Source organism: Mesorhizobium sp. C416B (assembly GCF_030323165.1).
Lineage (GTDB): Bacteria > Pseudomonadota > Alphaproteobacteria > Rhizobiales > Rhizobiaceae > Mesorhizobium.
Genome location: NZ_CP100471.1, coordinates 2,953,481 through 2,975,827, shown reverse-complemented (window position 1 = coordinate 2,975,827; position 22,347 = coordinate 2,953,481). Strand labels below are relative to the sequence as shown.

Below are 22,347 nucleotides of genomic sequence, written 5' to 3'. Positions count from 1 at the left end.
AACGCTTAATCATATTGCGCTAAACTACCCGGATGTTAGCGTCTCGGTTCCTGGCCAAGGCCAGGCGCTCAGGAGGCTGCGATGGAATATGTCCGAGAGTTCAAGCCGGCGCCGGCATCGTCCGGCATCATCGCGTCGAGCGTCTACACCGCCGGCAAGCGCATCGCCGACATTCCGATCGAGGAAGCCGGTGAATGGGCCAAGAAGTCGGGCCATGTCGTCTGGATCGGGCTGCTCGAACCCGACCGCGAGCTTCTGCTGCGCGTCAAGGCGCAATTCCATTTGCATGAGCTGGCGATTGAAGACGCCGAACATCCGCACCAGCGGCCGAAGATCGAGCAATATGGCGATGCGCTGTTCATCGTTGCCCGCACTGCACAGCTGATCGACGGACGCGTCACCTTCGGCGAGACGCATCTGTTCGTCGGCTCGGGCTATATCGTCAGCGTCAGGCATGGTCCCTCGACCTCATACGCCGCCGTGCGCCAGCACTGGGAAAGCTGTCCGCACTCACTGGCCAAGGGCGAGGATTTCGTCCTCTACGCCATCCTCGACTTCATCGTCGACAACTACATGCCGGTGCTAGAGCAGATCGAGGACGAGGTCGAGGCGATCGAGGACAGGGTGCTGCTGAAGCCGATGACCGGTCCCGACATCGAGCGGCTCTATATGCTGCGCCGCGATCTGTTGCGCCTGCGCAATGCGGCGCTGCCGCTGGTCGAGGTCTGCCGCCGGCTGACCAGCGCCGAACTGCCGCAGATCCATACCGCAATGCATCCGCTGTTTCGCGATGTCACCGACCATATCCGCACCGTGCAGGAAAAGATCGACAGCCTGCGCGAGGTTCTGGCGTTCGCTTTCGAAGCCAGCCTGCTGGTCGGCCAGAGCCAGGAAACCGCGAACACCAAGAAGCTGGCCTCATGGGCGGCGATCCTGGCGGTGCCGACGGCGCTCGCCGGCATTTACGGCATGAATTTCGACGACATGCCGGAACTGAAGATGCAATACGGCTATCCCGTCGTATTGGTCTCGATCGCGCTGATCTGCTCGTTTTTGTATTGGCGATTTCGGAAGAGTGGGTGGCTGTGATGGTAGGCAGTAGGCAGTAGGCAGTAAGCAGTAAGCAGTAAGCAGTAAGCAGTAAGCAGTAAGCAGTAAGCAGTAAGCAGTAAGCAGTAGGCAGAATAAGGTAGCGCCTCACGAGCGCTACCCCATTCCCTACTGCCCAGTCCCCAATCCCTATTCCTAACTACCGGCTCCTGCGCCGCTCTGAAGCCGGCTGGAACGCCACCCTTGCGTGGTACTTGCAGTAAGGTCCGGTTTCAGCCGCCTCGTTGCCGCAGAAGTTGAAGTCTTCCGACAGCGGATCGCCATTCGGCCATTTGCAGGTGCGCTCGGTGAGATCGGTGAGCTGCAGATGCCGCGAGATCGGCACGACGACGTTTTCGACCGGGCGGATGTAGTGGCGCGCCACTGGCTCGGCGTCGAACTGCGCCTGCAGCGCGTTCGCCCCGATCGAAGTCGTGACATGGCGCTGCGCGGTTGCGGCGCGCGGCACCGATTTCTGGATCGAAGATCCCTGCGTTGTCTTCTTCTGACGCGCCGGCGTCGCGGTCGAGCGTCCGCGGCCCGACAGCTTCAGCCGGTGCACCTTGCCGATGACCGCGTTGCGGCTGACCCCGCCGAGTTGGGCGGCGATCTGGCTTGCGCTCAAGCCCTCCGACCACAGTTTCCTGAGAAGTTCGACCCGCTCGTCAGTCCAGTTCATGAGACCGCGCTCCTGCTAAGTGTGCGGCAGCCGGAATCCGTTCCCGACCCGGCAATCTTTGCCGGGGCAGACACCACATATATTAGGTGATTAGGTCCGCCGCACGAAATCTAGTTATTTCCCGACTACAATTACCTCATGTGTTGACTCGGTGACAAGAGTCCCAGGTGCAACACGAATCGGTTTTTTAGGTTTTCCCCAACTTGCCCGGTCGCTTATGAGCCAGCGTCTCGTCGGAGCTTGCCGCGCGCCTCTGCACGACGTTTTCGTTGACTTCATGGCCGAAAAACACGATAAGCCGCAAAGGCCGCCGCTTTGGCGGCTTTTTTGATTTTTCCGGTACCGGAGACGCATATAATGAGCGGTTCGGCGCTTTACGAGACCTTTGCCCGCGCCCCTTTGGCCTTCGATCATGGCGAAGGCACCTGGCTGGTTACCGACAAGGGCGAGCGATATCTCGATTTCGCTGGCGGCATCGCGGTCAATTCGTTGGGCCACAGCCATCCGCATCTGGTCTCGGCCCTGACCGAACAGGCGGCCAAGCTCTGGCACGTCTCCAATCTCTACGAGATCCCGGGGCAGACCCGGCTCGGCGAGCGGCTGGCTGACGCCACCTTCGCCGACAAGGTGTTCTTCACCAATTCCGGCGCCGAGGCGCTCGAATGCGCGATCAAGACGGCGCGGCGCTACCAGTTCGTCAAGGGCCATCCCGAGCGCTTCCGGGTCGTCACCTTCGAAGGCGCCTTCCACGGCCGCACGCTGGCGACCATCGCCGCCGGCGGCCAGTACAAATATCTCGAAGGTTTTGGGCCCAAGGTCGAAGGCTTCGACCAGGTCGGCTTCGACGACATCGACGCCGCCGAGAAGGCGATCACACCAGAGACCGCCGCGATCCTGATCGAACCGGTGCAAGGCGAGGGCGGCATCCGCCCGGTGCCGACGCAATCCTTGAAACGGCTGCGGCAGCTCTGCGACCAGCACGGCCTGCTGCTGATCTTCGATGAGGTCCAGTGCGGTATCGGTCGCACCGGAAAGCTGTTCGCGCATGAATGGACCGGCGTGACGCCCGACATCATGGCGATTGCCAAGGGCATTGGCGGCGGCTTCCCGATGGGCGCGTGCCTCGCCACCGACGACGCTGTCGTCGGCATGACGGCAGGCGTGCATGGCACCACTTTCGGCGGCAATCCGCTGGCCATGGCGGTCGGCAACGCTGTGCTCGACGTCGTGCTGGAAGACGGCTTCCTCGAAGACGTCCAGCGCAAGGCATTGCTGATGAAGCAGGGCCTGGCGGCGGTCGCCGACGAATTTCCTGATGTCATCGAAGGCATCAGGGGCAGCGGCCTGATGCTTGGCCTGAAATGCGCCATGCCCAACACCAAGGTCAACATGGCGCTGCGCGACCAGCATCTGCTGGCGGTGCCGGCCGGCGACAACGTCATTCGTCTGCTGCCGCCGCTGACCGTCACCGACGCCGAGATCGGCGAAGCGCTCGATCGCATCCGCGCCGGCGCCAAGGGCCTGACCGACGCCATCGCCGCGGCCGCCGCGAAGTAATCCCGAGAACCATTCCCGATGAGCCTTCGCCATTTCACCGATCTTTCCGCCGTTTCCGAAGGCGATCTGCGCCTGATGCTGGACGATGCGGTGGTGCGCAAGGCGCGCCTCAAGGCCGGCGAACGGACCAAACCGCTCGAAGGCAAGGTGCTGGCCATGATCTTCGACAAGCCGTCGACGCGCACGCGCGTGTCCTTCGACGTCGGCATGCGACAGCTCGGCGGCGAGACCATCATGCTGACCGGCACCGAAATGCAGCTCGGCCGTTCCGAGACCATTGCCGACACCGCCAAGGTGCTGTCGCGCTATGTCGACGCCATCATGATCCGCACCACGTCGCATGAGCGGCTGCTCGAGCTGACCGAGAATGCCACGATTCCGGTCATCAACGGGCTGACCGACGACACCCATCCCTGTCAGCTGATGGCCGACATCATGACCTTCGAGGAGCATCGCGGTCCGGTTGCCGGCAAGACCATCGCCTGGACCGGCGACGGCAACAACGTGCTGCATTCGCTGCTCGAAGCTTCGGCGCGGTTCCGCTTCAACCTGAACGTCGCAGTGCCGGAAGGCAGCGAGCCGGCGCAAAAGCATATCGACTGGTCGAAGAGCAATGGCGGCAAGCTGCACTTCACCCGCTCGCCCGAGGAAGCCGTCGACCAAGCCGACTGCATCGTCACCGACTGCTGGGTGTCGATGGGCCAGGAACACCGCGCCCGCGGCCATAATGTCTTCTCGCCCTATCAGGTCAATGCGGCGCTGATGGCCAGGGCCAAGCCCGACGCCCTGTTCATGCACTGCCTGCCGGCGCATCGCGGCGAGGAAGTCACCGACGAGGTCATCGACGGTCCGCATTCGGTTGTCTTCGACGAAGCCGAGAACCGGCTCCACGCCCAGAAGGCGGTTTTGGCCTGGTGTCTGGGCGCTTGATCTCCAGGCGCTTGATCTCCAAGCGCTTGATCCGGGGCGGCGCGATGCCTATTTGCGCCCCATCACGCAAATCAAGCGCGTTTGGACGCATGCACCCCTCCGGGCCGCATGGCCGCGCCCTGGAGCTTTGTCATGTTGGAAACGCATCAAGTGACTGAACATCACCCCAAACTCGGCGAGTTCGGCTATGCCGGCGACGATCATGTCGTACCCTTCGAGGTCGGCCCGCTCGACGTGCGCGGCCGCACCGTGCAACTCGGGCCGATGCTCGACGCCATCCTCAACCGTCACGACTATCCCGAGCCGGTCGCCCGCCTGCTGGCGGAAGCCTGTGTGCTGACGGTGCTGCTCGGCACCTCGCTCAAATTCGAAGGCAAGTTCATCCTGCAGACCCGCACCGACGGCCCGGTCGACATGCTGGTCGCGGATTTCTCCACGCCTTCGGCATTGCGCGCCTATGCGCGTTTCGACGCCGACCGGCTGGAGGCCCTGGTGGCCGCAGGCCAGACCTCGCAGCAGACGCTGCTGGGCAGCGGCGTTTTGGCGCTGACCATCGACCAGGGCGCGCACACGCAGCGCTATCAGGGCATCGTCCAGCTCGACGGCGAGACGCTGGAGGACGCCGCGCGCACCTATTTCCGCCAGTCGGAGCAGATCCCGACCGACCTCAGGCTGTCGGTGGCCAAGCTTCTGACGCCAGGTCCCGGCGGCGCTCGTGAGCAGTGGCGCGCCGGCGGCATCCTGGCGCAGTTCCTGCCGCAGTCACCCGAGCGCATGCGCGTGCCCGACATTTCGGGCGGCGACGGCGATCCGCGTGACGTGACGCAGGAGCCGGCCGACAATTCGTGGCGCGAGCTGGTGGCGCTGCTCGGCACCATCGAGCCGACCGAGCTGATCGACCCGACCATCGGCGCCGAGCGGCTGCTCTACAGGCTGTTCCACGAACATGGCGTGCGCGTCTTCGGCGGCGTGCCGGTCGCCGACCAATGTTCCTGCTCAAGGGACAAGATACGCGGCATCCTCGAGGGGTTTTCCGCGCAGGAGATCAAGGACAGCACCGAAGATGGCGGCATCCACGTCGCCTGCGAGTTCTGCTCGAAGCAGTACGACTTCGACCCGGCGGAGTTTGCAACTCAGTAGCATCTCTTCCTTCTCCCCGTTCACGGGGAGAAGGTGCCCGAAGGGCGGATGAGGGCAGCGCGAACTTTGGTGAATGGCCGCGCATAGCCTAGGTCATGTGCGTGGAAGATAACCTCATGACTCTGGCGCTGCCCCTCATTGCCCTGCCGGGCATTTCTCCCCGTATAGTGACGGGGAGAAAACCCCTAATTTACCGTCCGTCGGGTCCCCGGCAGATCCAGCGAAAACGCGGGAATAGCGACGTCGAACGTCTCGCCCTTTTTGTTGCGCATGGTGTAGTGGCCGACCATGAAGCCGGAGGGCGTCGAGAGCGGGCAGCCTGACGTGTATTGATAGCTGTCGCCGGGATTGAGCTCAGGCTGGTCGCCGACCACGCCGGCGCCGCGCACTTCCTCGACCCGGCCGCTGCCGTCGGTGATGTGCCAGTAACGCGCCATAAGCTGCACGAAATCGTCCGACTGGTTGTCGATCGTCACCTGGTAGCCCCAGACATAACGGTTCTCCGCCGGGTCCGAGCGGTCCTCCAGGTAGAACGGTCTGACCTGCACTTCGATGTTGCGCGTGACGGCGCGGTACATGGGCTGCTCCGGTTGCGCAGCAGGGAACATTTGTCGCGCCATGCGGTTTGATACGCGCAGAGCGGCATGTCCTGCCAGCCTCAAAGCGCAGTGCCGACAAACAATGTCATTTAAGTGACACATGACAATGTTGGTGTGCGCAAACCTTGCCGGCGACTCAAGGCCCATCTGTCGACTGACAAAGCAGCCGCGAGCGGCCTTTCCGGAGTGACCAGATCTCGATGGAACCAGCTCTCACAGCCGCCTTCGCTTCCTCCGCTTTGCTTCTTTCCAATCTCGCCAGCATCCTGCTTGCTTCGTCGAAACTGCAAGCGCGTCGCCTTATCCCTCCGCCGTCCGGCGAGCAGCCACCGGTCTCGATCGTCGTGCCGTCGCGCGGCGTGGAGCCGTTCACACAAGAGACGCTGCAGCGAGCCTTCTCGCTCGACTGGCCGCGCTACGAACTGATCTTCTGCGTCGCTCACGCCGACGATCCCGTCGTCAAACTGATAAACAGGGCGATCGTCCTGTTTCCCAACGTGCCGGCCCGGCTGCTGATCGGCGACGACCGCGTCAGCAGCAACCCGAAGCTCAACAACTGCGTCAAGGGCTGGGAAGCGGCGCGCTATCATTGGGTTATTCTGGCGGATTCCAACGTGCTGATGCCAAGGGATTACGTCCAGCACCTGATGGCGGCCTGGCGGACCAATACCGGGCTTATCTGCTCGACGCCGATCGGCTCGCGGCCGGATGGCTTCTGGGCCGAGGTCGAATGCGCGTTCCTCAACACGCTGCAGGCGCGCTGGCAATATGCCGGCGAGGCGCTTGGCCTCGGCTTTGCCCAGGGCAAGAGCATGCTGTGGAACAAGCCGATGCTCGATACCAATGGCGGTATCCGCGCGCTGGCCGCCGAGATCGCCGAGGATGCTGCTGCAACCAAGCTGGTCAACGGACTGGGCCTGCACGTCAATCTCGTTGCCTCGCCTTTCGAGCAACCACTGGGGCAGCGCCGACTTGCCGACATCTGGTCGCGCCAGGCGCGCTGGGCGCGGTTGCGCCGCGTCACCTTCCCGCTGTTTTTCGCACCCGAGATCCTGACCGGCGTCGCCGTGCCGTTGGCGTTGGCGCTGGTGGCGGCCGCAAGTGCCGGCATCAGCCTGCCGGCCACGGTGTTGGCCGTGCTGACGGCGGCCTACATTCCCGAATGCGCGCTGGCCGCGGCCAAGGGCTGGCACCTGTCGCTGCGCATGGTCCCGGCGATGATGGTGCGCGACATGATGCTTCCCGCCATCTGGGCGCGCGGCTGGCTGAGCGGCGCCGTCGACTGGCGCGGCAACATCATGACCATCGGCACCAAGACGGCCGAACTGGAAGAGGTTTCGTCGGGAGCGTGACGCCTCGCGGCCTATCCGGCTGCCTTCAGCGCCTGCGCAACGTCCTCCAGCAGATCGTCCGTGTCCTCAAGGCCGACCGACAGCCTGAGCGTTCCCGGCCCGATGCCGAGCTCGGCGCGCGCTTCATCGCTGAGGTTCTTGTGCGTGGTGGTCGCCGGATGGGTGATCAGGCTCTTGGCGTCGCCGAGATTGTTGGAGATCAGCACGATGTCGAGCGCGTTCTGCAAGGCGAAGGCCGCCTGCTTGCCGCCCTTCACGTCGAGGCAGATCAGCGTCGATCCGCCCGTCATCTGCTTCTTGACGATGTCGGCCTGCGGGTGGTCGGCGCGGCCGGGATAGATGACGCGGGCGATTTCCGGCCGTCCTGCCAGGAAATCCGCGATCTTGGCCGCGCTTTCAGTCTGCTGGCGCACCCGAACCGGCAGCGTCTCCAGGCCCTTGAGCAGCGTCCAGGCGTTGAACGGCGACAGGCTCGGGCCGGTGTGGCGGAAATAGTCGTGCAAATTCTCGTCGATCCATTTCTTGTCCGACAGGATGATGCCGCCGAGACAGCGTCCCTGGCCGTCAATGTGCTTGGTCGCGGAGTAGACGACGATATGGGCGCCGAGCTGCAAGGGCTTCTGCTGCAAGGGCGTGGCAAAGACATTGTCGACGATCAGCCTGGCGCCGATCGAGGTGGCGAGCGCCGCCACCGCTGCGATGTCGACCACTTCCAGCGTCGGATTGGTCGGGCTTTCCAGGAAGAACAGTTTCGTGTTCGGCCGCACCGCCTTTTCCCAGTTGACGATGTCGGTGCCGTCGACCAGCGTTGCCTCGATGCCGTATTTCGGCGCCAGCGTCTCGACCACCCAGCGGCAGGAGCCGAACAGCGCGCGCGCCGCAACGATATGGTCGCCGGCCTTGGCGCTGCACAGCAGCGCTGCCGTCACCGCCGCCATGCCCGACGCCGTGGCGCGGGCATCTTCGGCACCCTCCAGCGCGCACATGCGCTTTTCGAACATGTCGACCGTAGGGTTGGCGTAGCGCGAATAGATGAAGCCCGGCTCCTCGCCCTTGAAACGGGCTTCCGCGGCCTGCGCCGTTTCATAGACATAGCCTTGAGTGAGATACATCGCTTCCGACGTCTCGCCGAACTGGGAACGCAGTGTTCCCCCGTGCACGAGTGCGGTCTGAGGCTTCCAGTTACGCTTCTTGGTGCTCATCGCTTTTGTTCCAGACACAAAAAAACCGGCCGCGAAAGTCGCAACCGGTCCATATGGCCTGGCGGCCCGACGGTCCTTTAGCGACTTGTTTAACGTGGCTGCAAGCCGACCGGCCAAATCACCACGGGATAACGACCCTTTAGACCTCACCTGCGCTTGCGTCAATTGCCGGCTTCATTAAGAGGTTTGTACCAGGCAGGTTCCGCAATAATATCCAGCGGTTTTGCGGCAAGAACCTGCCACAAAGAGACCGACCTTGGAGCGGAGCCAGCCTTTTGCGGCAGACAGGCATTCTTCCCGATCAGGACATTTCCGCGCTGTTTCAGTCCGGCGCGCTGAAGTCGCCGCGCGCGCTCGATGTCGACCAGGTGCAGCCGGCGAGCCTCGATCTCAGGCTCGGCGACAAGGCTTTTCGCGTGCGCGCCTCCTTCCTGCCGGGTCCCGATCATCTGGTGGCCGACAAGCTTCACCGGCTGAAATTGCACGAATTCAGTCTCGCCGAGGGCGCGGTGCTGGAAACCGGCTGCGTCTACATCGTGCCGCTGCTCGAAAGCCTGGCGCTGCCCGCAAACGTGTCGGCCTCGGCCAACCCGAAGAGCTCGACCGGCCGGCTCGACATCTTCACCCGGGTGATGACCGATCGCGGCCATGAGTTCGACAAGATCGCCCCCGGCTATCACGGGCCGCTTTATCTCGAAGTCAGTCCACGCACCTTCCCGATCGTCGTACGCGCCGGATCGAGGCTGTCGCAGATCCGCTTTCGCACTGGCAACGCGCTGTTGTCGGAGGCAGAACTGAACGAATTGCACCGCGCCGAGATGCTGGTGGCGACCGAGCCGCCCAACATTTCCGGCGGCGGCATTGCGCTGTCGATCGATCTTGACGGCGACCAGAACGGCCTGGTCGGCTATCGCGGCAAGCATCACACCGGCTTGGTCGATGTCGACAAGCGCGCCGCCCAGGATGCCGTCGATTTCTGGGAGCCGCTCTATAAGAGCGGCGCCGGCGAACTGGTGCTCGACCCGGACGAGTTCTACATCCTGGTCAGCCGCGAAGCCGTGCACGTGCCGCCGCTCTACGCCGCCGAGATGACGCCCTTCGATCCGCTGGTTGGCGAATTCCGTGTTCACTATGCCGGCTTCTTCGATCCGGGCTTCGGCCATTCGGCCTCAGGCGGCACCGGCAGCCGGGCGGTGCTCGAAGTGCGCAGCCACGAAGTGCCGTTCATCCTCGACCACGGCCAGATTGTCGGCCGGCTGGTCTACGAACACATGCTGAAGCGGCCGCAGGCGCTTTACGGCACCGATCTCGGCTCGAATTACCAGGCGCAAGGCCTCAAGCTCTCCAAGCATTTCCGCCCCGCCGGCTGAACCTTCGATCACCGTCAGGCAAAATACTTGCCTGCGCTGCCTCACCATGCTTGGCTGCCTTTCGGTGGCCGGCAAGAGAACGGCGCGCAAGGGGAACCAAAATGCAGATTTCAAGATGGATCATATCGGCAGCGGGCGCTGCCATGCTGGTGATATCGGCCGGCTCGCTGGCTGAGGCGCAGGAGAAATTGAAGATCGGCACCGAGGGCGCCTATCCGCCCTTCAACACCATCACCGCGGACGGCAAGATCGAGGGCTTCGACATCGACATTGCCAATGCGCTGTGTGCGCAGATGAAGGTCGAGTGCGAGATCGTCACCCAGGACTGGGACGGCATCATCCCGGCGCTGCAGGCGAAAAAGTTCGACGCCATCATCGCCTCGATGAGCATCACCGAGGAGCGCAAGAAACAGGTCGCCTTCACCAACAAATACTACACGACGCCGCTGGCGCTGGTGGCGCCGAAGGACAGCGACCTCACTTCCACCGAACCGGCAGCCCTTGCCGGCAAGACGGTGGGCGCGCAGGCCTCGACCACCCAGGCCGACTATGCGCAGGACGCCTATGGCAAGGCCGGCGCCGAGGCGAAACTCTACCCCACCCAGGAAGAGGCGATCACCGACCTGCAGAACGGCCGTCTCGACGCCGTCATCTCCGACAAATTCGTGCTGATGGACTGGCTGAAGAAGGCGAGCGAAGGCTGCTGCAAGCTTGTCGGCGACGTCAAGGGCACCGAGACGCAAGCCGGCATCGCTGTCCGCCTGGAGGACACGGCGCTGCGCGACAAGCTGAATGCGGCGATAGACGCCATCGTCGCCGACGGCACTTACAAGAAGATCCAGGCCAAGTATTTCGATTTCGATATTTATTGAGTCCCGTCCGCCGGCGTCAGCCGCGAAAGAGATACTCTTTCGCGGCGCCAAGGCAGGCATGAAAATGGCCGATAAACAGCAGTTCGCGTGCGGCCAAACGTTTCCTGCCCCAAAAGCCTTCGGTCAGTTTGACCTCGTCGAGCGAAGCGTTTGAGCCGCGCTTCAACGGGAACAACTGCTTGTCGAGGCAACCGAGGACATGGGCCTTGGCGGAGTCGATGCCGCAGACCTTGCCATTGTTGTTCAGCCTGTCGCTGCGAAGCGCTGATGTCATGTGATCCGTGTTGCGCATCAGAAAGCTCACCTGGGCTTTCGAATAGCCGGTTGCCAGAAGACGGCTCGTCATCGCCAAACGGGCTTCACGATAGGACTTCGGGCTGCACTGGCCGGCGCTAAAGGCCACCGACGGTTGGGTCAGGAACAGGGCCACGCCCGTGAACACAATGACAAGCCGCATTCCGTTCATTTCCGGCTCCCAAATTGTGATGCTGCCTCAAAGCGCCTTCACCGCCACCTTAACCGGCTGCTCAATCTCCAGCGGGTTGCGCAGCGGCAGGCCGAAATCCGCGGCCTCGATCTCGAACACGTCGCCGGCCTGAGTCTTGATGCCGTCGGCAAAGGACAGCGTCGCCGTGCCGAACATGTGCACATGCACGTCGCCCGGCTGGCGGAAGGCCGAATATTTGAAGTGATGATGTTCGAGATTGGCGATTGTGTGCGACATGTTCGCTTCGCCCGACAGGAACGGCTTTTCCCACAGCAAATTGCTGTCGCGATAGATTCGCGATGAGCCCCTGACGTCGGCCGGCAGGTCGCCGATCAGGATTTCCGGCCCGAACGAGGCGTTGCGCAGTTTGGAATGTGCCAGGAACAGATAGTTCACCCGCTCGGTAACATGATCGGAAAACTCGTTCGACAGCGTGAAGCCGACGCGGAACGGCGCGCCGTCGTCGCCGATGACATAGATGCCGGCGATTTCCGGCTCCTCGCCGGCGTCCTGCGCGAAGGCCGGCGACATCAATGCGGCGCCCGGCGCCACCGCCATGGTGCCGTTGCCCTTGTAGAACCATTCCGGCTGCACGCCGGTCTGGCCCTTGGCCGGCTTGCCGCCTTCGAGCCCCATGCGGAACATCTTCATGGAATCGGTGAGCTGCTCCTCGCCGCCATCGCTGAGCTTCTTGTGCATGGAATCGCGTGTCGCCGCCGAGCCGAGATGGGTCAGGCCGGTGCCGGTCAGATGCAGATGCGCAGGATCGGGATGGTTGATCGGCGACACCAGCCGGCCCTTCTTGTAGACGGCGTCGAGGTCTATCGCTTCACCGAACCCCTTGCGCTCGATCAGCGCGGCGAGGCCCGTTCCGGTGCGCGCGGCTTCCATGGCCAGCGAATAGACGCTGCGGGCGCCGTTGATGATCCTGGTCTTGCCGCCGCCATTGCGGGCGACGACGCGGATGGTCTCGGCGTCGTCGAGGATCTGGGAGATCAGCATGATGAAATCCTCTCTCATGTGCCTTGGCCGGGTTGCCCCTTGGCAAACCTTGACCTGCGCGGCTCGGACCTCGCCGCGCCACGGGTTGAACTCTTCGTCCGGATTGCGCTCGCGAGCTCCATCCCTCGGGGGACTTCTTATGCCGACAACTTGCCGGCTGCGCCGCGACCGTATGCCTCCTGCTTGCCTCGCTGAAGCTTGTCAGGCCTTGTTCTTGTTGTAGACGTCGAAGATCACGGCGCCGAGCAGCACCAGGCCTTTGACCACCTGCTGCCAGTCGACATTGACGCCCATGATCGACATGCCGTTGTTCATCACGCCCATGATGAAGCCGCCGACGACCGCCCCGATAACCTGGCCGACGCCGCCCATCGCCGAGGCGCCGCCGATGAACACTGCGGCGATGACATCGAGCTCCGAGCCGAGACCCGCCGCCGGCACCGCCTGGCCGAGACGAGCCGCGATGATCAGGCCGCCAAGCGCCGACAGCACGCCCATATTGATGAACACCATCAGCGTCAGCCGCTCGGTGTTGATGCCCGACAGCTGCGCCGCCTTGGGATTGCCGCCCATGGCGTAGATGCGCCTCCCGATGGTCATGCGCTTGGTGACGAAGACGAACAGCGTGATCAGCACGCCCATGACCAGCAGCACCACGGGCAGGCCGCGGTAGCTGGCAAACTCATAGACCAGGAACAGCGCCAGCGCGCTGGCGACCAGCGTCTTGACGACGAACAGGGTGAAGGGCTCGGCCTCATAACCATGGCGTTCTCGTTTGCGCCGGGTGCGGACCCCGAAATAGGCATAGGCGAGCACGGCGATCAGCCCCAGCACGACCGTCGTCATGTGCAGGGTCACGCCGCTGCCCATGATGGTCTTGCCGGCTGCGTTCACGACCGGCGGGACGAGCGTCAGTGGGCCGATCACATCCGGGATGAAGCCGGAGCTGAGCATCTTGAAGTCGTCGGGAAGCGGACCCACCGACGAGCCGCCGCCAAGCAACGCCTGGCAAATGCCGCGGAAGATCAGCATGCCGGCCAGCGTGACAATGAAGCTCGGTATCCGGTGATAGGCGATCCAATACCCTTGCGCGGCGCCGATCAGGCCACCCGCGACCAGGCAGACGATCGAAACCACCAGCGGATTGCTCAGCGGTCCGAGCTGCCAGATAACCATCATGTTTGCCGCCAGCGCGCCGATGAAACCGGCGACCGATCCGACGCTGAGGTCGATATAGCCCGATACGATCACCAGCAGCATGCCGAGCGCCATCACGATGATGAAGGAGTTCTGCTGCACCAGATTACTGAGATTGACCGGCTTGAACAACGTCCCCGACGTGGTGAACTGGAAGAACAGCATGATGACGATCAGGGCTATGATCAGTCCGTATTCGCGTAAATTCGTCGCCAGCGCCGAGACGGCGATGCGCGGGCGCTGTTCGTCGGCGACGTTGCCCTGCGGGGCGGGGGCGCTTTCGGTGCTCATGCTGCTTTTCCTTCTCCCCGGACGATGGCGCGCATTATCTTTTCCTGGCTTGCTTCCGCCGCCGGCATTTCGCCCACCATGCGCCCTTCGTTCATGACGTAGATGCGGTCGGTAATCCCCAGCAATTCCGGCATTTCCGACGAGATGACCACGATCGCCTTACCCTCCGAGGCAAGGCGCGCGATGATCGTGTAGATTTCATATTTGGCGCCGACATCGATGCCGCGTGTCGGCTCGTCGAGGATCAGCACGTCAGGGTCGGCAAACAACCATTTCGACAGCACCACCTTCTGCTGGTTGCCGCCGGAAAGATTGCCGGTCATCTGATAGACGCTTGACGCACGGATATTGGTCTTCTTGCGATAGTCGTTGGCGACCGCAAGCTCGCGCATGTCGTCGATCACGCTGTGGCGCGACACGCCGTCGAGATTGGCCAGCGTAATGTTATGCTTGATATGGTCGATAAGGTTGAGGCCGTAGGTTTTGCGGTCCTCGGTGACATAGGCGATGCCGTGTTGGACCGCCTTGCTTACCGAGGAGACATCGACCGGCTTGCCCTTGAGCAGCACTTCGCCGGTGATGCGGCGGCCATAGGAGCGGCCGAACAGGCTCATGGCGAATTCGGTGCGGCCGGCGCCCATCAGCCCGGCGATGCCGACCACCTCGCCCTTGCGCACATTGATGTCGATGCCCTTGATCACCTGTCGCTCGGCATGGAGCGGGTGATAGACCGACCAGTTCTTCACCTCGAACACGACTTCGCCGATCTTGGGCTCGCGCGGCGGATAGCGGTCGTCTAGCGAACGGCCGACCATCGAGGTGATGATGCGGTCTTCGGAGATATCCTTCTTGGCCAGCGTCTCGATGGTGCGCCCGTCACGGATGACGGTTACCTTGTCGGCGACCCGGTTGATCTCGTTGAGCTTGTGCGAGATCAGGATCGAGGTCATGCCTTGGCGCTTGAATTCGAGCAGAAGATCGAGCAGCGCCTGGCTGTCTTTCTCGCTGAGCGACGCGGTCGGCTCGTCGAGGATCAAAAGCTTGACGTCCTTGCTCAGCGCCTTGGCGATCTCGACCAGCTGCTGCTTGCCGACGCCGATATTGGTGATCAGTGTCTTGGGGTCCTCCTTGAGGCCCACCTTCTTCAACAGGGCAGCGGTGCGCGCCTCGTTGGCATCCCAGTCGATGACGCCGTATCGGGCGTTTTCGTTGCCGAGGAAGATATTTTCGGTGATCGACAGCATCGGCACCAGCGCTAGCTCCTGGTGGATGATGACGATGCCCTTGTGTTCGCTGTCATGGATACCTTTGAACTGGCATTCCTGACCCTGAAAAATGATCTGGCCGTCATAGGTGCCGGCGGGATAGACGCCCGACAGGACCTTCATCAGCGTCGACTTGCCGGCGCCGTTCTCGCCAACCACGGCGTGGATCTCGCCTTCTTCGACGCTGAGGTTGACGTTCGACAGCGCCTTCACGCCGGGGAACGTCTTGGTGATGTCGCGCATCTCCAAAATCGTCGTCATCAGGGCAAGCTCCTCCTGTTGCATGTCGCTCCAAAGTGCTTGCGGTTTGAGACAACGACATGCACGCAAACTAAGTCCGGTAGAAACAATACCGGGGTCGCTTGTGAACGGACAGGGGTCCTGCGTCGGGCAGGACCCCTGTCTTTATAAACGGATTACTTCAGTTCGTCGGCCTTGATGTAGCCGGAGTCGACGACCAGTGCCTGATAGTTCGACTTGTCGACCTCATGCGGCGTCAAAAGGATCGAGGGGACGACCTTGACGTCGTTGTTGTAGGTCTTTTCATCGAGGCCGTCCGGCTTGCCGCCCGAGAGCACCTTGTCGACGAGTTCGACGGTGGCCTTTGCCAGTTCGCGGGTGTCCTTGAACACGGTCGAGTATTGCTCGCCCGTGATGATCAGCTTGACCGAAGCAGTCTCGGCGTCCTGGCCGGTCACGATCGGCCACGGCTGGGCGTCGGTGCCGTAACCCACGGCGCGCAGCGAAGCGGTGATGCCGCGCGACAGGCCGTCATAGGGCGAAAGAACGCCATCGACGCGGCTGCCGTCCGAGTAGTTGGCCGACAGCAGGTTGTCCATGCGCGCCTGGGCGGTGGCGGCGAGCCAGCGCAGCGTGCCGACCTTGTCCATGCCGGTCTGGCCGGACTTGATCTTGATCGAGCCGTCATCGATCAGCGGCTGCAGCACCGAGATTGCGCCGTTGTAGAAGAAGAAGGCGTTGTTGTCGTCCGGCGAGCCGCCGAACAGTTCGACGTTCCACGGCTTGGTGTTCGGGAAGCGCTCCTTGAGGCCCTTGACCAGCGAGTTCGCCTGGATCACGCCGACGCCGAAATTGTCGAAGGTGGTGTAGTAATCGACATTGGCGGTCTTCTTGATCAGGCGGTCATAGGCGACGACGACGACGCCGGCGTCAGCGGCCTTCTGCAGCGCGTCCGACAGGGTCGTGCCGTCGATCGAAGCGATGATCAGCGCCTTCGGGCCCTTGGTGATTTCGTTTTCCAGCTGGCTGAGCTGGTTGGGGATGTCGTCCTGCGCGTACTGCAGGTCGACCGTGTAGCCGAGAGCTTCGAGCTGGGACTTGACGGCATCGCCGTCATTGATCCAGCGCTGCGAGGTCTTGGTCGGCATCAGCACGCCGACAAGACCCTTGTCGGCTGCGTGCGCCGAGTAGGTCATGGCAGCGATGCCAAGGGCCGCGACGGCGGCCAGTGTCTTGATGATTTTCACGTAAAACTCTCCCTGGTTGATGGACGCGACACCTCGGGGCTTCGCGGGCCGCGCAGTCGGGCGGATGCGCCAAAGCGCCGCCGCCGTCATAATCGATCTCCGGTATCCTCCCAATCGGCCCTCAGTCTTGATTTAAATCGATACGATTTTGCTCGTCATCGACCGTCAAGTCTTGAGGACGCGCGAAAGTGTGACCCTTTGCCATAACTGTCAAATGCGATCTTCGGTGGTTGCTATACCAAAACCGGTATATGACTAACCCGGGCTGGAACAGTGGCGGAAGCGGGAAAAGGCATGGCGGCTTTACGAGGTCCTCAGGGAATTTCAAGCGGTTACGATGAATTGCCGGGCGATGGCGAGACACTTCTGCGTAGCGGCTTGAGCCTGCGTCACATGCGCATGATCGCAGCACTCGACGATCACGGTCGGGTGAGTGCTGCCGCCCAGGTGATGAACATCTCGCAGCCGGCGGCCTCGCGCATGATTTCCGAGATGGAAGCGGTGCTCGAGGTGAAGCTCTGCGAAAGGCTGCCGCGCGGCATCACACTCACCCCTTACGGCAAGGCGCTGGCCCGGCGCGCGCGCTCGATCCTGCTCGAAATGCGCGAGGCCGACCGCGAAATATCGGAGCTCAAGGCCGGCAAGGGCGGCTCGGTGTTCCTTGGCGCGGTGACGGCGCCGGCGATCGAACTGGCGGTCCCGGCGATCCGCGAGATACGCCGCCTCTATCCGCGCATCGAAATTACCATGCAGGTCGAGACGTCGAATGTGCTGGCGCGCGAACTGATCGCCACGCGCCATGATTTCATCATAGCCCGTGTTCCCGAAGACCTCAATCCGCGGCTGTTCGAATCCCGTGTCATCGGCGTCGAGAAGGCCTGCCTGATCGTGCGTCGCGGCCACCCGCTGAGCAATGGCCATCCTCTTAACAATGGGAGGGCGGTGCGGCTGGAGGACACCGCCGCCTTCGACTGGGTGTTCCAGTCGGGCGGGTCGCCGCTGCGCCAGGCGATGGAGAGCAATTTCCTGAACCGCAACATCGCCCTGCCGGACCGCATCCTAAACACCTCGTCCCTGCTGCTCACACTGGTCATGGTGGCGCAGTCCGACGCCATCGCCCCGGTGTCGATCCAGGTGGCAAAATTCATCCAGAACCCCGACGGTCTCGCCGGCGCCATCGATGTCGTCCAGACCGAGTTTGACATCGAGGTCCGCCCCTACAGCCTGATCACGGTGAAGAACCGCGTCCTGTCGCCGGCAGCCAAGATGCTGCACGATTTTATCTTGCGGGAGGTGGGATAGGAACTGGAGCGGGTAGAGGGAATCGAACCCTCGCGTTCAGCTTGGGAAGCTGACAAGCTACCATTACATCATACCCGCATTGGCCTCTCGATATCATGACGGGCGTGCTTCGGGCAATCGCCCTTGGACAGCTCTTCGTAAACGGCTGTTGGAAACCCCGACCGATTGCGCCAGTCCGCCTGCCTTGATGTGGGCGCAGCAAGTGCGTATTCGTGGTTTGTACCCCGAATCCGGGCACACCAATCTGGAGGCAGGCCCCTTGTCCACAGTGACGCGCTTTCTCGGTGACTCGCCCGTCAGGGTGATCGTCAAGCTGCTGGTCGTGTCGTTCCTCGTCGGCCTGGTCATGAATGCGTTCGGCTGGACGCCGATGGACGTCTTCTACCGCATCCAGGGCTTCTTCATCGATCTGTGGAATCTTGGCTTCAACGCGGTCTATCGCTTCTTGGGCTATATCCTGCTCGGCGCCGCGATCGTCGTGCCGGTGTTCATCCTGCTCAGGGTCGCGAACTACCGCAAGTGAAGCGGAGCATGATCCCGAAAAGTGGCAACCGGTTTTCGGAAAAGATCATGCTCAAACCAAAGGCCACTCAGGCAAAGTACGACGCCACCTCGAACAGGATGGCGTGGCGCGCGGCGAGCGCTGCGACATCGGTCGAATAGCCGCCGCCGATGACACCGCAGACCGGGATGCCCAGCGCGCGGAAATGACCGATCACCATGGCGTCGCGGGCACGCACGCCGTCATCGCTGAGCGATAGCCGGCCGAGCCGGTCCTCGGCATGCACGTCGACGCCGGCATTGTAGAAGACGATGTCCCAGTGCGCCTTGGCCGAGAGCTCCGGCAGGAGGACACCCAGCCGTTCGAGATAGGCGCCATCGCCGGTGCCGTCCGGCAGGGCAACGTCGAGATCGGAGGCAATCTTGCGCACCGGATAATTGCGCTCGCCATGCATGGAAAAGGTGAACGCGCGTGGCTCGTCTCTCAGTATATCCGCCGTGCCGTCGCCCTGATGCACATCGAGATCGATGATCAGGATGTTTTGCACCGCGCCTTCGGCCAGCAGCACCAGCGAAGCGACGGCAACATCGTTGAAGGTGCAGAAGCCCGCGCCCTGCGCACGCCGCGCATGATGGCTGCCGCCGGCGCTGTTGCAGGCAATGCCGTTGATAAGCGCCAGCCGTGCTGCCAGCACCGTACCGCCGGCGGCGAGTTGCGCCCTGAGCGAAACGCGCGGAACCACGGGAAAGCCGATCTCGCGCTCGATCTTCTCAGGCACCGAACAAGCGATGACCTGGTCGACATAATCAGCCGCATGGGCAAGCTTCAGCCAGGAGGCCGGCGCCGGCTCGGGCATCGCCAGCGCCTCGGCGCGGATCAGGCCCCTGATATGCAAGGCCTGCATCAGCAGCGGATACTTGCTCATCGGAAAGCGATGATTGACCGCGAAGCCGGCATCGTAGTCGGGGTGATGGACGATCTGCAAAGGCATGGCTAAAGCAATTCCAGGAAAAGTGGGCAGCGGTTTTCCCGGGAGAAGCGCGTAGCGCTTCCCCTTGGGAATTGCTTAAAACCAGTACTCGGATCCGGCGGGCTCGCGCCAGAAGAACATTTCGGTTGGCCGTCACGGCAAGAGTGATTGCGCGGTGGCCGGAAAATGGGGCACATCGGCTGTTCGATCAAGCCGCAATCAGCAAGGCAGCAGTCCCCTGGACACGGGTGCAATCCCAGCCGACGCGAGACCCTTCGCCGTCACCAACCGTTCGGTGCTCGCCATCGCCGTGCCGATGACGCTCGCCTATCTGACGACGCCGCTGCTCGGCATCGTCGACACGGCTGTGGTCGGGCAGTTCGGCGATGCCGCCCTGCTCGGCGGCCTGGCGGCCGGGGCGCTGGTCTTCGACGTCGTCTTCAGCACCTTCAATTTCCTGCGCTCCGGCACCACCGGCCTCGTCGCCCAGGCGTTTGGGCGCGGCGACGAACTGGAGGAGCAGGCGGTGTTCTGGCGCGCCGTGCTGATCGCGGTCGCCGCCGGCATCGTGCTTGTCGTCCTTGCGCCGCTGATTGCCATCGCCGGCCAGAAATTCATCGGCGGCGAAGCGCGCGTCGGCGAGGCGATGGGCGTCTATATCCACATCAGAATGCTCGCCGCCCCCTTCACGCTGATCAACTACGCCATCCTCGGCTATGTCCTTGGACGCGGCGAGGGCGGGCTTGGGCTGATGCTGCAGGCGGTGCTCAACGGCATCAACATCGTGCTTTGCATCCTGCTCGGCCTGAAGCTTGGCTGGGGCGTCGCCGGCGTGGCCTGGGCGACCGTCACCGGCGAATGTCTGGCCATGCTGCTGGGTCTCGCCATCGTTGTCTGGCGCTTCCGGGCCGCACCCCGCCTGCCGCGGCATCGCCTGCTCGACATGCCCGCTTTCCTGCGCATGCTGTCGCTCAACCGCGATATCATGATCCGCTCGTTCTCGCTGCTCGCCGCTTTCGCGCTGTTCACCCGCCAGGGCGCGCAGTTCGGCACGCTGACGCTGGCCGCCAATGCCGTGCTGATGAACTTCTTCCTCGTCGCCGGCTATTTTCTCGACGGTTTCGCCACCGCGGCCGAACAGTTGGCGGGACGCGCGATCGGCGCACGTGCCGAGACGGCGTTCCGCCGGGCGGTACGTCTGACCTTATTCTGGGGGTTCGGCCTCGCCGGAACCGCCACGCTGATCTTCTGGCTCGGCGGCGCCGGCCTGATTTCGTTGATCACCACGTCGCCGGATGTTCGTGCTGTTGCCGACATCTATCTGCCGTGGGCGGCACTGACACCGCTGAGCGGCGTGCTGGCCTTCCAGATGGACGGCGTCTTCATCGGCGCTACCTGGTCGCGCGACATGCGCAACATGATGCTGGTGTCGTTCCTGGCCTTCAGCGCCGCATTGTTCAGCTTGGCGCCGTCTCTCGGCAATCACGGCCTGTGGGCGGCGCTGCACGTTTTCCTGCTGGTGCGCGGCTTCAGCCTGCTGGCCATCCTGCGGCTCCGGTTGCGCACGGCGTTTTAGAGCGGCCTGGCAGCCCACTGATCGAGCCGGCTGTCGCGCAGTTCGCGCAATGATTTCAGCCGCTCCTTGTCGGCAAATCGCACCATCCCGGCAAGGATGCGCCCCGGCAGCGCCGGCCCGGCATAGATCATGCCAGTGTAGAGCTGGACGAGATCGGCGCCGGCGCGGATTTTCTCCAGCGCGTTCTCGGCCGAATCGACGCCGCCGACGCCGATAATGGCGCGCTCCGGCCCGAGCAATTTGCGCATCTTGGCCAGCACGATGGTCGAACGCTCGAACAGCGGTTTGCCGGAGAGCCCGCCGGTCTCGCTGGTGGCGCTACGCAATCCGGTTCGCGCCAGCGTCGTGTTGGAGACGATGACGCCGTCAATCTGCTTCTCGCTGACTTCGGCGGCGATGTCTTCAAGCTCGGCCTCGACCAGATCGGGCGCGATCTTGAGGAAGAGGGGCGGCTGCGCCGAAGCTGCTGCACGCACCGACATGACCCGAGACAACAGTTCGCCGAGCTGTTCGCGCGCCTGCATGGTGCGCAGGCCGGGCGTGTTGGGCGACGAGATGTTGACGGTGAGATAGCTGGCGTATTTCGCAAAACGGGAAACGCCCAACTCATAGTCACGGACACGATCGGCGCTGTCCTTGTTGGCGCCGATGTTGACGCCGACAATGCCGCCGCGTCCCTGGCGCGCGGCAAGGCGTTTTTCCGCCGCCTCGTGGCCCTCATTGTTGAAGCCCAGGCGGTTGATCACCGCATCATCCTCAGTCAGCCGGAAAATGCGCGGCTTCGGATTGCCGGCCTGCGGCAGCGGCGTCACGGTGCCGACTTCGGCAAAGCCGAAGCCGAGGCCAAGCAGCGCGTCGGGCACCTCGGCGTTCTTGTCGTAGCCTGCGGCCATGCCGAGCGGATTGGGGAAGGCGATGCCACAGAGGCTGAGCTTCAACCTGTCGTCGCGCACCGTCCGCGCGCCGACCGGCAGACCGCATCGCAGCGCCGCGATCGACATGCCATGCGCCGTTTCCGGATCGAAGGTGAACAGCAGTTTCTGGCCGATGCGATCGAACACGATCATTCGGCCTCCAGCGCCGGGAATTGATGGGCGCCGTCGGCCCCGAGCGGCAGTGGCCGCACCCACAGCACGGCGCTCATATCGAGCACGCCATAGAGATGCGGGAACAGCGCGCCGCCCCGTGAGACCTCGTATTTCAGCGCGTCACCGAGCAGCGCCCCGTCGATGGCGATCAGCAGCAAATCCATCTGGCCGGCGAAATGCTTCGCCGCCGTCTCCCTGACCTGATCAGCGGTGGAGAAATGGATGAAGCCGTCGGCGATATCGATCGGAGCGCCGGTGAAACGGCCGTTTTTCTCGGCCTCGCGCCAAAGCGCTTCGGGCGCGATCTTGTAGATAATCTGAGACATGGTTGCGCTATAATCCGAACCGATCATGCGGGGAAGGGCAACTCGTCCGCATTTACGGCGCAAA

21 protein-coding genes, 1 tRNA gene and 1 riboswitch are annotated in these 22,347 nt (G+C 63.0%); of the genes, 10 read left to right on the top strand and 12 right to left on the bottom strand.

The genetic code is table 11. The features are described from left to right. Positions 1-81: 81 nt before the first annotated feature. On the top strand, positions 82-1,089 hold the full coding sequence (locus tag NLY43_RS14560; protein WP_023692534.1) for a magnesium and cobalt transport protein CorA: 1,008 nt from the start codon (positions 82-84) through the stop codon (positions 1,087-1,089). Between the two features lie 160 nt (positions 1,090-1,249). Here NLY43_RS14560 and NLY43_RS14555 read toward each other — a convergent pair whose 3' ends face one another. Beyond that, on the bottom strand, positions 1,250-1,768 hold the full coding sequence (locus NLY43_RS14555) for a GcrA family cell cycle regulator (RefSeq protein WP_023692533.1): 519 nt from the start codon (positions 1,766-1,768) through the stop codon (positions 1,250-1,252). Positions 1,769-2,125: 357 nt separating this feature from the next. Here NLY43_RS14555 and NLY43_RS14550 point away from each other — a divergent pair, with 357 nt between their 5' ends. The 3 genes from NLY43_RS14550 to NLY43_RS14540 all read left to right on the top strand — a co-directional run bounded on the left by NLY43_RS14550 (position 2,126) and on the right by NLY43_RS14540 (position 5,395). Beyond that, complete coding sequence (locus NLY43_RS14550; RefSeq protein WP_023669628.1) at positions 2,126-3,325, top strand: aspartate aminotransferase family protein; 1,200 nt, start codon at positions 2,126-2,128, stop codon at positions 3,323-3,325. A gap of 18 nt (positions 3,326-3,343) precedes the next feature. Continuing rightward, positions 3,344-4,255: an ornithine carbamoyltransferase gene (argF, locus tag NLY43_RS14545; protein ID WP_023669629.1), complete on the top strand. Its 912-nt coding sequence runs from the start codon at positions 3,344-3,346 to the stop codon at positions 4,253-4,255. A gap of 108 nt (positions 4,256-4,363) precedes the next feature. Next, positions 4,364-5,395, top strand: a complete 1,032-nt coding sequence (locus NLY43_RS14540) for an Hsp33 family molecular chaperone (RefSeq protein WP_031195623.1) — start codon at positions 4,364-4,366, stop codon at positions 5,393-5,395. 185 nt (positions 5,396-5,580) lie between these two features. Here the strand turns inward: NLY43_RS14540 and apaG are convergent, their stop codons facing one another. Beyond that, a complete protein-coding gene (gene apaG / locus NLY43_RS14535) occupies positions 5,581-5,973 on the bottom strand; it encodes a Co2+/Mg2+ efflux facilitator ApaG/CorD (RefSeq protein ID WP_023669631.1) in 393 nt (130 codons plus the stop codon). Positions 5,974-6,194: 221 nt separating this feature from the next. Between apaG and NLY43_RS14530 the strand changes: the two genes are divergently transcribed. Continuing rightward, positions 6,195-7,346: a ceramide glucosyltransferase gene (locus tag NLY43_RS14530; protein ID WP_023711406.1), complete on the top strand. Its 1,152-nt coding sequence runs from the start codon at positions 6,195-6,197 to the stop codon at positions 7,344-7,346. An 11-nt stretch (positions 7,347-7,357) separates the two neighbouring features. Here NLY43_RS14530 and NLY43_RS14525 read toward each other — a convergent pair whose 3' ends face one another. Further along, a complete protein-coding gene (locus tag NLY43_RS14525) occupies positions 7,358-8,548 on the bottom strand; it encodes an O-succinylhomoserine sulfhydrylase (RefSeq protein ID WP_023711405.1) in 1,191 nt (396 codons plus the stop codon). 57 nt (positions 8,549-8,605) lie between these two features. Continuing rightward, a riboswitch (SAM riboswitch) is annotated at positions 8,606-8,683 on the bottom strand. 140 nt (positions 8,684-8,823) lie between these two features. Here NLY43_RS14525 and NLY43_RS14520 point away from each other — a divergent pair. Then, the gene (locus NLY43_RS14520) at positions 8,824-9,918 is read left to right on the top strand and encodes a 2'-deoxycytidine 5'-triphosphate deaminase (RefSeq protein ID WP_023699517.1); all 1,095 of its coding nucleotides are present in this window, start codon (positions 8,824-8,826) and stop codon (positions 9,916-9,918) included. A gap of 101 nt (positions 9,919-10,019) precedes the next feature. Beyond that, positions 10,020-10,790, top strand: coding sequence for an ABC transporter substrate-binding protein (locus NLY43_RS14515; protein WP_023669635.1), 771 nt, complete (start codon positions 10,020-10,022; stop codon positions 10,788-10,790). A gap of 16 nt (positions 10,791-10,806) precedes the next feature. Here the strand turns inward: NLY43_RS14515 and NLY43_RS14510 are convergent, their stop codons facing one another. From NLY43_RS14510 to chvE, 5 genes are all read right to left on the bottom strand, one after another. After that, complete coding sequence (locus NLY43_RS14510) at positions 10,807-11,256, bottom strand: hypothetical protein (protein WP_155923575.1); 450 nt, start codon at positions 11,254-11,256, stop codon at positions 10,807-10,809. A 27-nt stretch (positions 11,257-11,283) separates the two neighbouring features. Continuing rightward, entirely contained in the window at positions 11,284-12,279 is a 996-nt protein-coding gene (gene araD1 / locus NLY43_RS14505; protein WP_023692527.1) for an AraD1 family protein, read from the bottom strand. 201 nt (positions 12,280-12,480) lie between these two features. Further along, entirely contained in the window at positions 12,481-13,767 is a 1,287-nt protein-coding gene (gene mmsB / locus NLY43_RS14500; protein ID WP_023669637.1) for a multiple monosaccharide ABC transporter permease, read from the bottom strand. After that, positions 13,764-15,296, bottom strand: coding sequence for a multiple monosaccharide ABC transporter ATP-binding protein (mmsA, locus tag NLY43_RS14495; protein ID WP_027049369.1), 1,533 nt, complete (start codon positions 15,294-15,296; stop codon positions 13,764-13,766). The genes mmsB and mmsA overlap by 4 nt, the downstream gene beginning before the upstream one ends. Positions 15,297-15,448: 152 nt before the next feature. Beyond that, the gene (gene chvE / locus NLY43_RS14490) at positions 15,449-16,519 is read right to left on the bottom strand and encodes a multiple monosaccharide ABC transporter substrate-binding protein (RefSeq protein WP_023681943.1); all 1,071 of its coding nucleotides are present in this window, start codon (positions 16,517-16,519) and stop codon (positions 15,449-15,451) included. 294 nt (positions 16,520-16,813) lie between these two features. Here chvE and NLY43_RS14485 point away from each other — a divergent pair, with 294 nt between their 5' ends. After that, on the top strand, positions 16,814-17,821 hold the full coding sequence (locus NLY43_RS14485) for a LysR family transcriptional regulator (RefSeq protein WP_023669640.1): 1,008 nt from the start codon (positions 16,814-16,816) through the stop codon (positions 17,819-17,821). Between the two features lie 4 nt (positions 17,822-17,825). Here the strand turns inward: NLY43_RS14485 and NLY43_RS14480 are convergent. After that, positions 17,826-17,899 (bottom strand) — tRNA-Gly (locus NLY43_RS14480). A 181-nt stretch (positions 17,900-18,080) separates the two neighbouring features. On the opposite strand from NLY43_RS14480, the gene NLY43_RS14475 reads away from it, so the two are divergent. After that, the gene (locus NLY43_RS14475; RefSeq protein WP_023681941.1) at positions 18,081-18,344 is read left to right on the top strand and encodes a DUF6460 domain-containing protein; all 264 of its coding nucleotides are present in this window, start codon (positions 18,081-18,083) and stop codon (positions 18,342-18,344) included. Positions 18,345-18,411: 67 nt separating this feature from the next. Here NLY43_RS14475 and NLY43_RS14470 read toward each other — a convergent pair whose 3' ends face one another. Beyond that, on the bottom strand, positions 18,412-19,314 hold the full coding sequence (locus NLY43_RS14470; protein ID WP_023711403.1) for a histone deacetylase family protein: 903 nt from the start codon (positions 19,312-19,314) through the stop codon (positions 18,412-18,414). Between the two features lie 217 nt (positions 19,315-19,531). Between NLY43_RS14470 and NLY43_RS14465 the strand changes: the two genes are divergently transcribed. Beyond that, positions 19,532-20,869, top strand: a complete 1,338-nt coding sequence (locus NLY43_RS14465; protein WP_023696686.1) for an MATE family efflux transporter — start codon at positions 19,532-19,534, stop codon at positions 20,867-20,869. Here the strand turns inward: NLY43_RS14465 and NLY43_RS14460 are convergent. Continuing rightward, complete coding sequence (locus NLY43_RS14460; RefSeq protein WP_023711402.1) at positions 20,866-21,936, bottom strand: quinone-dependent dihydroorotate dehydrogenase; 1,071 nt, start codon at positions 21,934-21,936, stop codon at positions 20,866-20,868. The two genes, NLY43_RS14465 and NLY43_RS14460, sit on opposite strands and share 4 nt — an antisense overlap. Then, positions 21,933-22,283 carry a DUF952 domain-containing protein gene (locus NLY43_RS14455; protein ID WP_023669645.1) on the bottom strand — a complete coding sequence of 117 codons (351 nt, stop codon included), beginning with the start codon at positions 22,281-22,283 and terminating at the stop codon, positions 21,933-21,935. Before NLY43_RS14455 ends, NLY43_RS14460 begins: the two co-directional genes overlap by 4 nt. Positions 22,284-22,347: the final 64 nt, after the last annotated feature.

Coding starts and splice junctions, on each gene's coding strand:
- araD1 (WP_023692527.1), bottom strand. CDS start 12,279: ATGCTGATCTCCCAGATCCTCGACGACGCCGAGACCATCCGCGTCGTC.
- NLY43_RS14455 (WP_023669645.1), bottom strand. CDS start 22,283: ATGTCTCAGATTATCTACAAGATCGCGCCCGAAGCGCTTTGGCGCGAG.
- NLY43_RS14460 (WP_023711402.1), bottom strand. CDS start 21,936: ATGATCGTGTTCGATCGCATCGGCCAGAAACTGCTGTTCACCTTCGAT.
- NLY43_RS14485 (WP_023669640.1), top strand. CDS start 16,814: ATGGCGGCTTTACGAGGTCCTCAGGGAATTTCAAGCGGTTACGATGAA.
- mmsB (WP_023669637.1), bottom strand. CDS start 13,767: ATGAGCACCGAAAGCGCCCCCGCCCCGCAGGGCAACGTCGCCGACGAA.
- NLY43_RS14530 (WP_023711406.1), top strand. CDS start 6,195: ATGGAACCAGCTCTCACAGCCGCCTTCGCTTCCTCCGCTTTGCTTCTT.
- NLY43_RS14515 (WP_023669635.1), top strand. CDS start 10,020: ATGCAGATTTCAAGATGGATCATATCGGCAGCGGGCGCTGCCATGCTG.
- NLY43_RS14550 (WP_023669628.1), top strand. CDS start 2,126: ATGAGCGGTTCGGCGCTTTACGAGACCTTTGCCCGCGCCCCTTTGGCC.
- NLY43_RS14525 (WP_023711405.1), bottom strand. CDS start 8,548: ATGAGCACCAAGAAGCGTAACTGGAAGCCTCAGACCGCACTCGTGCAC.
- NLY43_RS14540 (WP_031195623.1), top strand. CDS start 4,364: ATGGCCGCGCCCTGGAGCTTTGTCATGTTGGAAACGCATCAAGTGACT.
- NLY43_RS14555 (WP_023692533.1), bottom strand. CDS start 1,768: ATGAACTGGACTGACGAGCGGGTCGAACTTCTCAGGAAACTGTGGTCG.
- NLY43_RS14560 (WP_023692534.1), top strand. CDS start 82: ATGGAATATGTCCGAGAGTTCAAGCCGGCGCCGGCATCGTCCGGCATC.
- NLY43_RS14470 (WP_023711403.1), bottom strand. CDS start 19,314: ATGCCTTTGCAGATCGTCCATCACCCCGACTACGATGCCGGCTTCGCG.
- argF (WP_023669629.1), top strand. CDS start 3,344: ATGAGCCTTCGCCATTTCACCGATCTTTCCGCCGTTTCCGAAGGCGAT.
- NLY43_RS14510 (WP_155923575.1), bottom strand. CDS start 11,256: ATGAACGGAATGCGGCTTGTCATTGTGTTCACGGGCGTGGCCCTGTTC.
- apaG (WP_023669631.1), bottom strand. CDS start 5,973: ATGTACCGCGCCGTCACGCGCAACATCGAAGTGCAGGTCAGACCGTTC.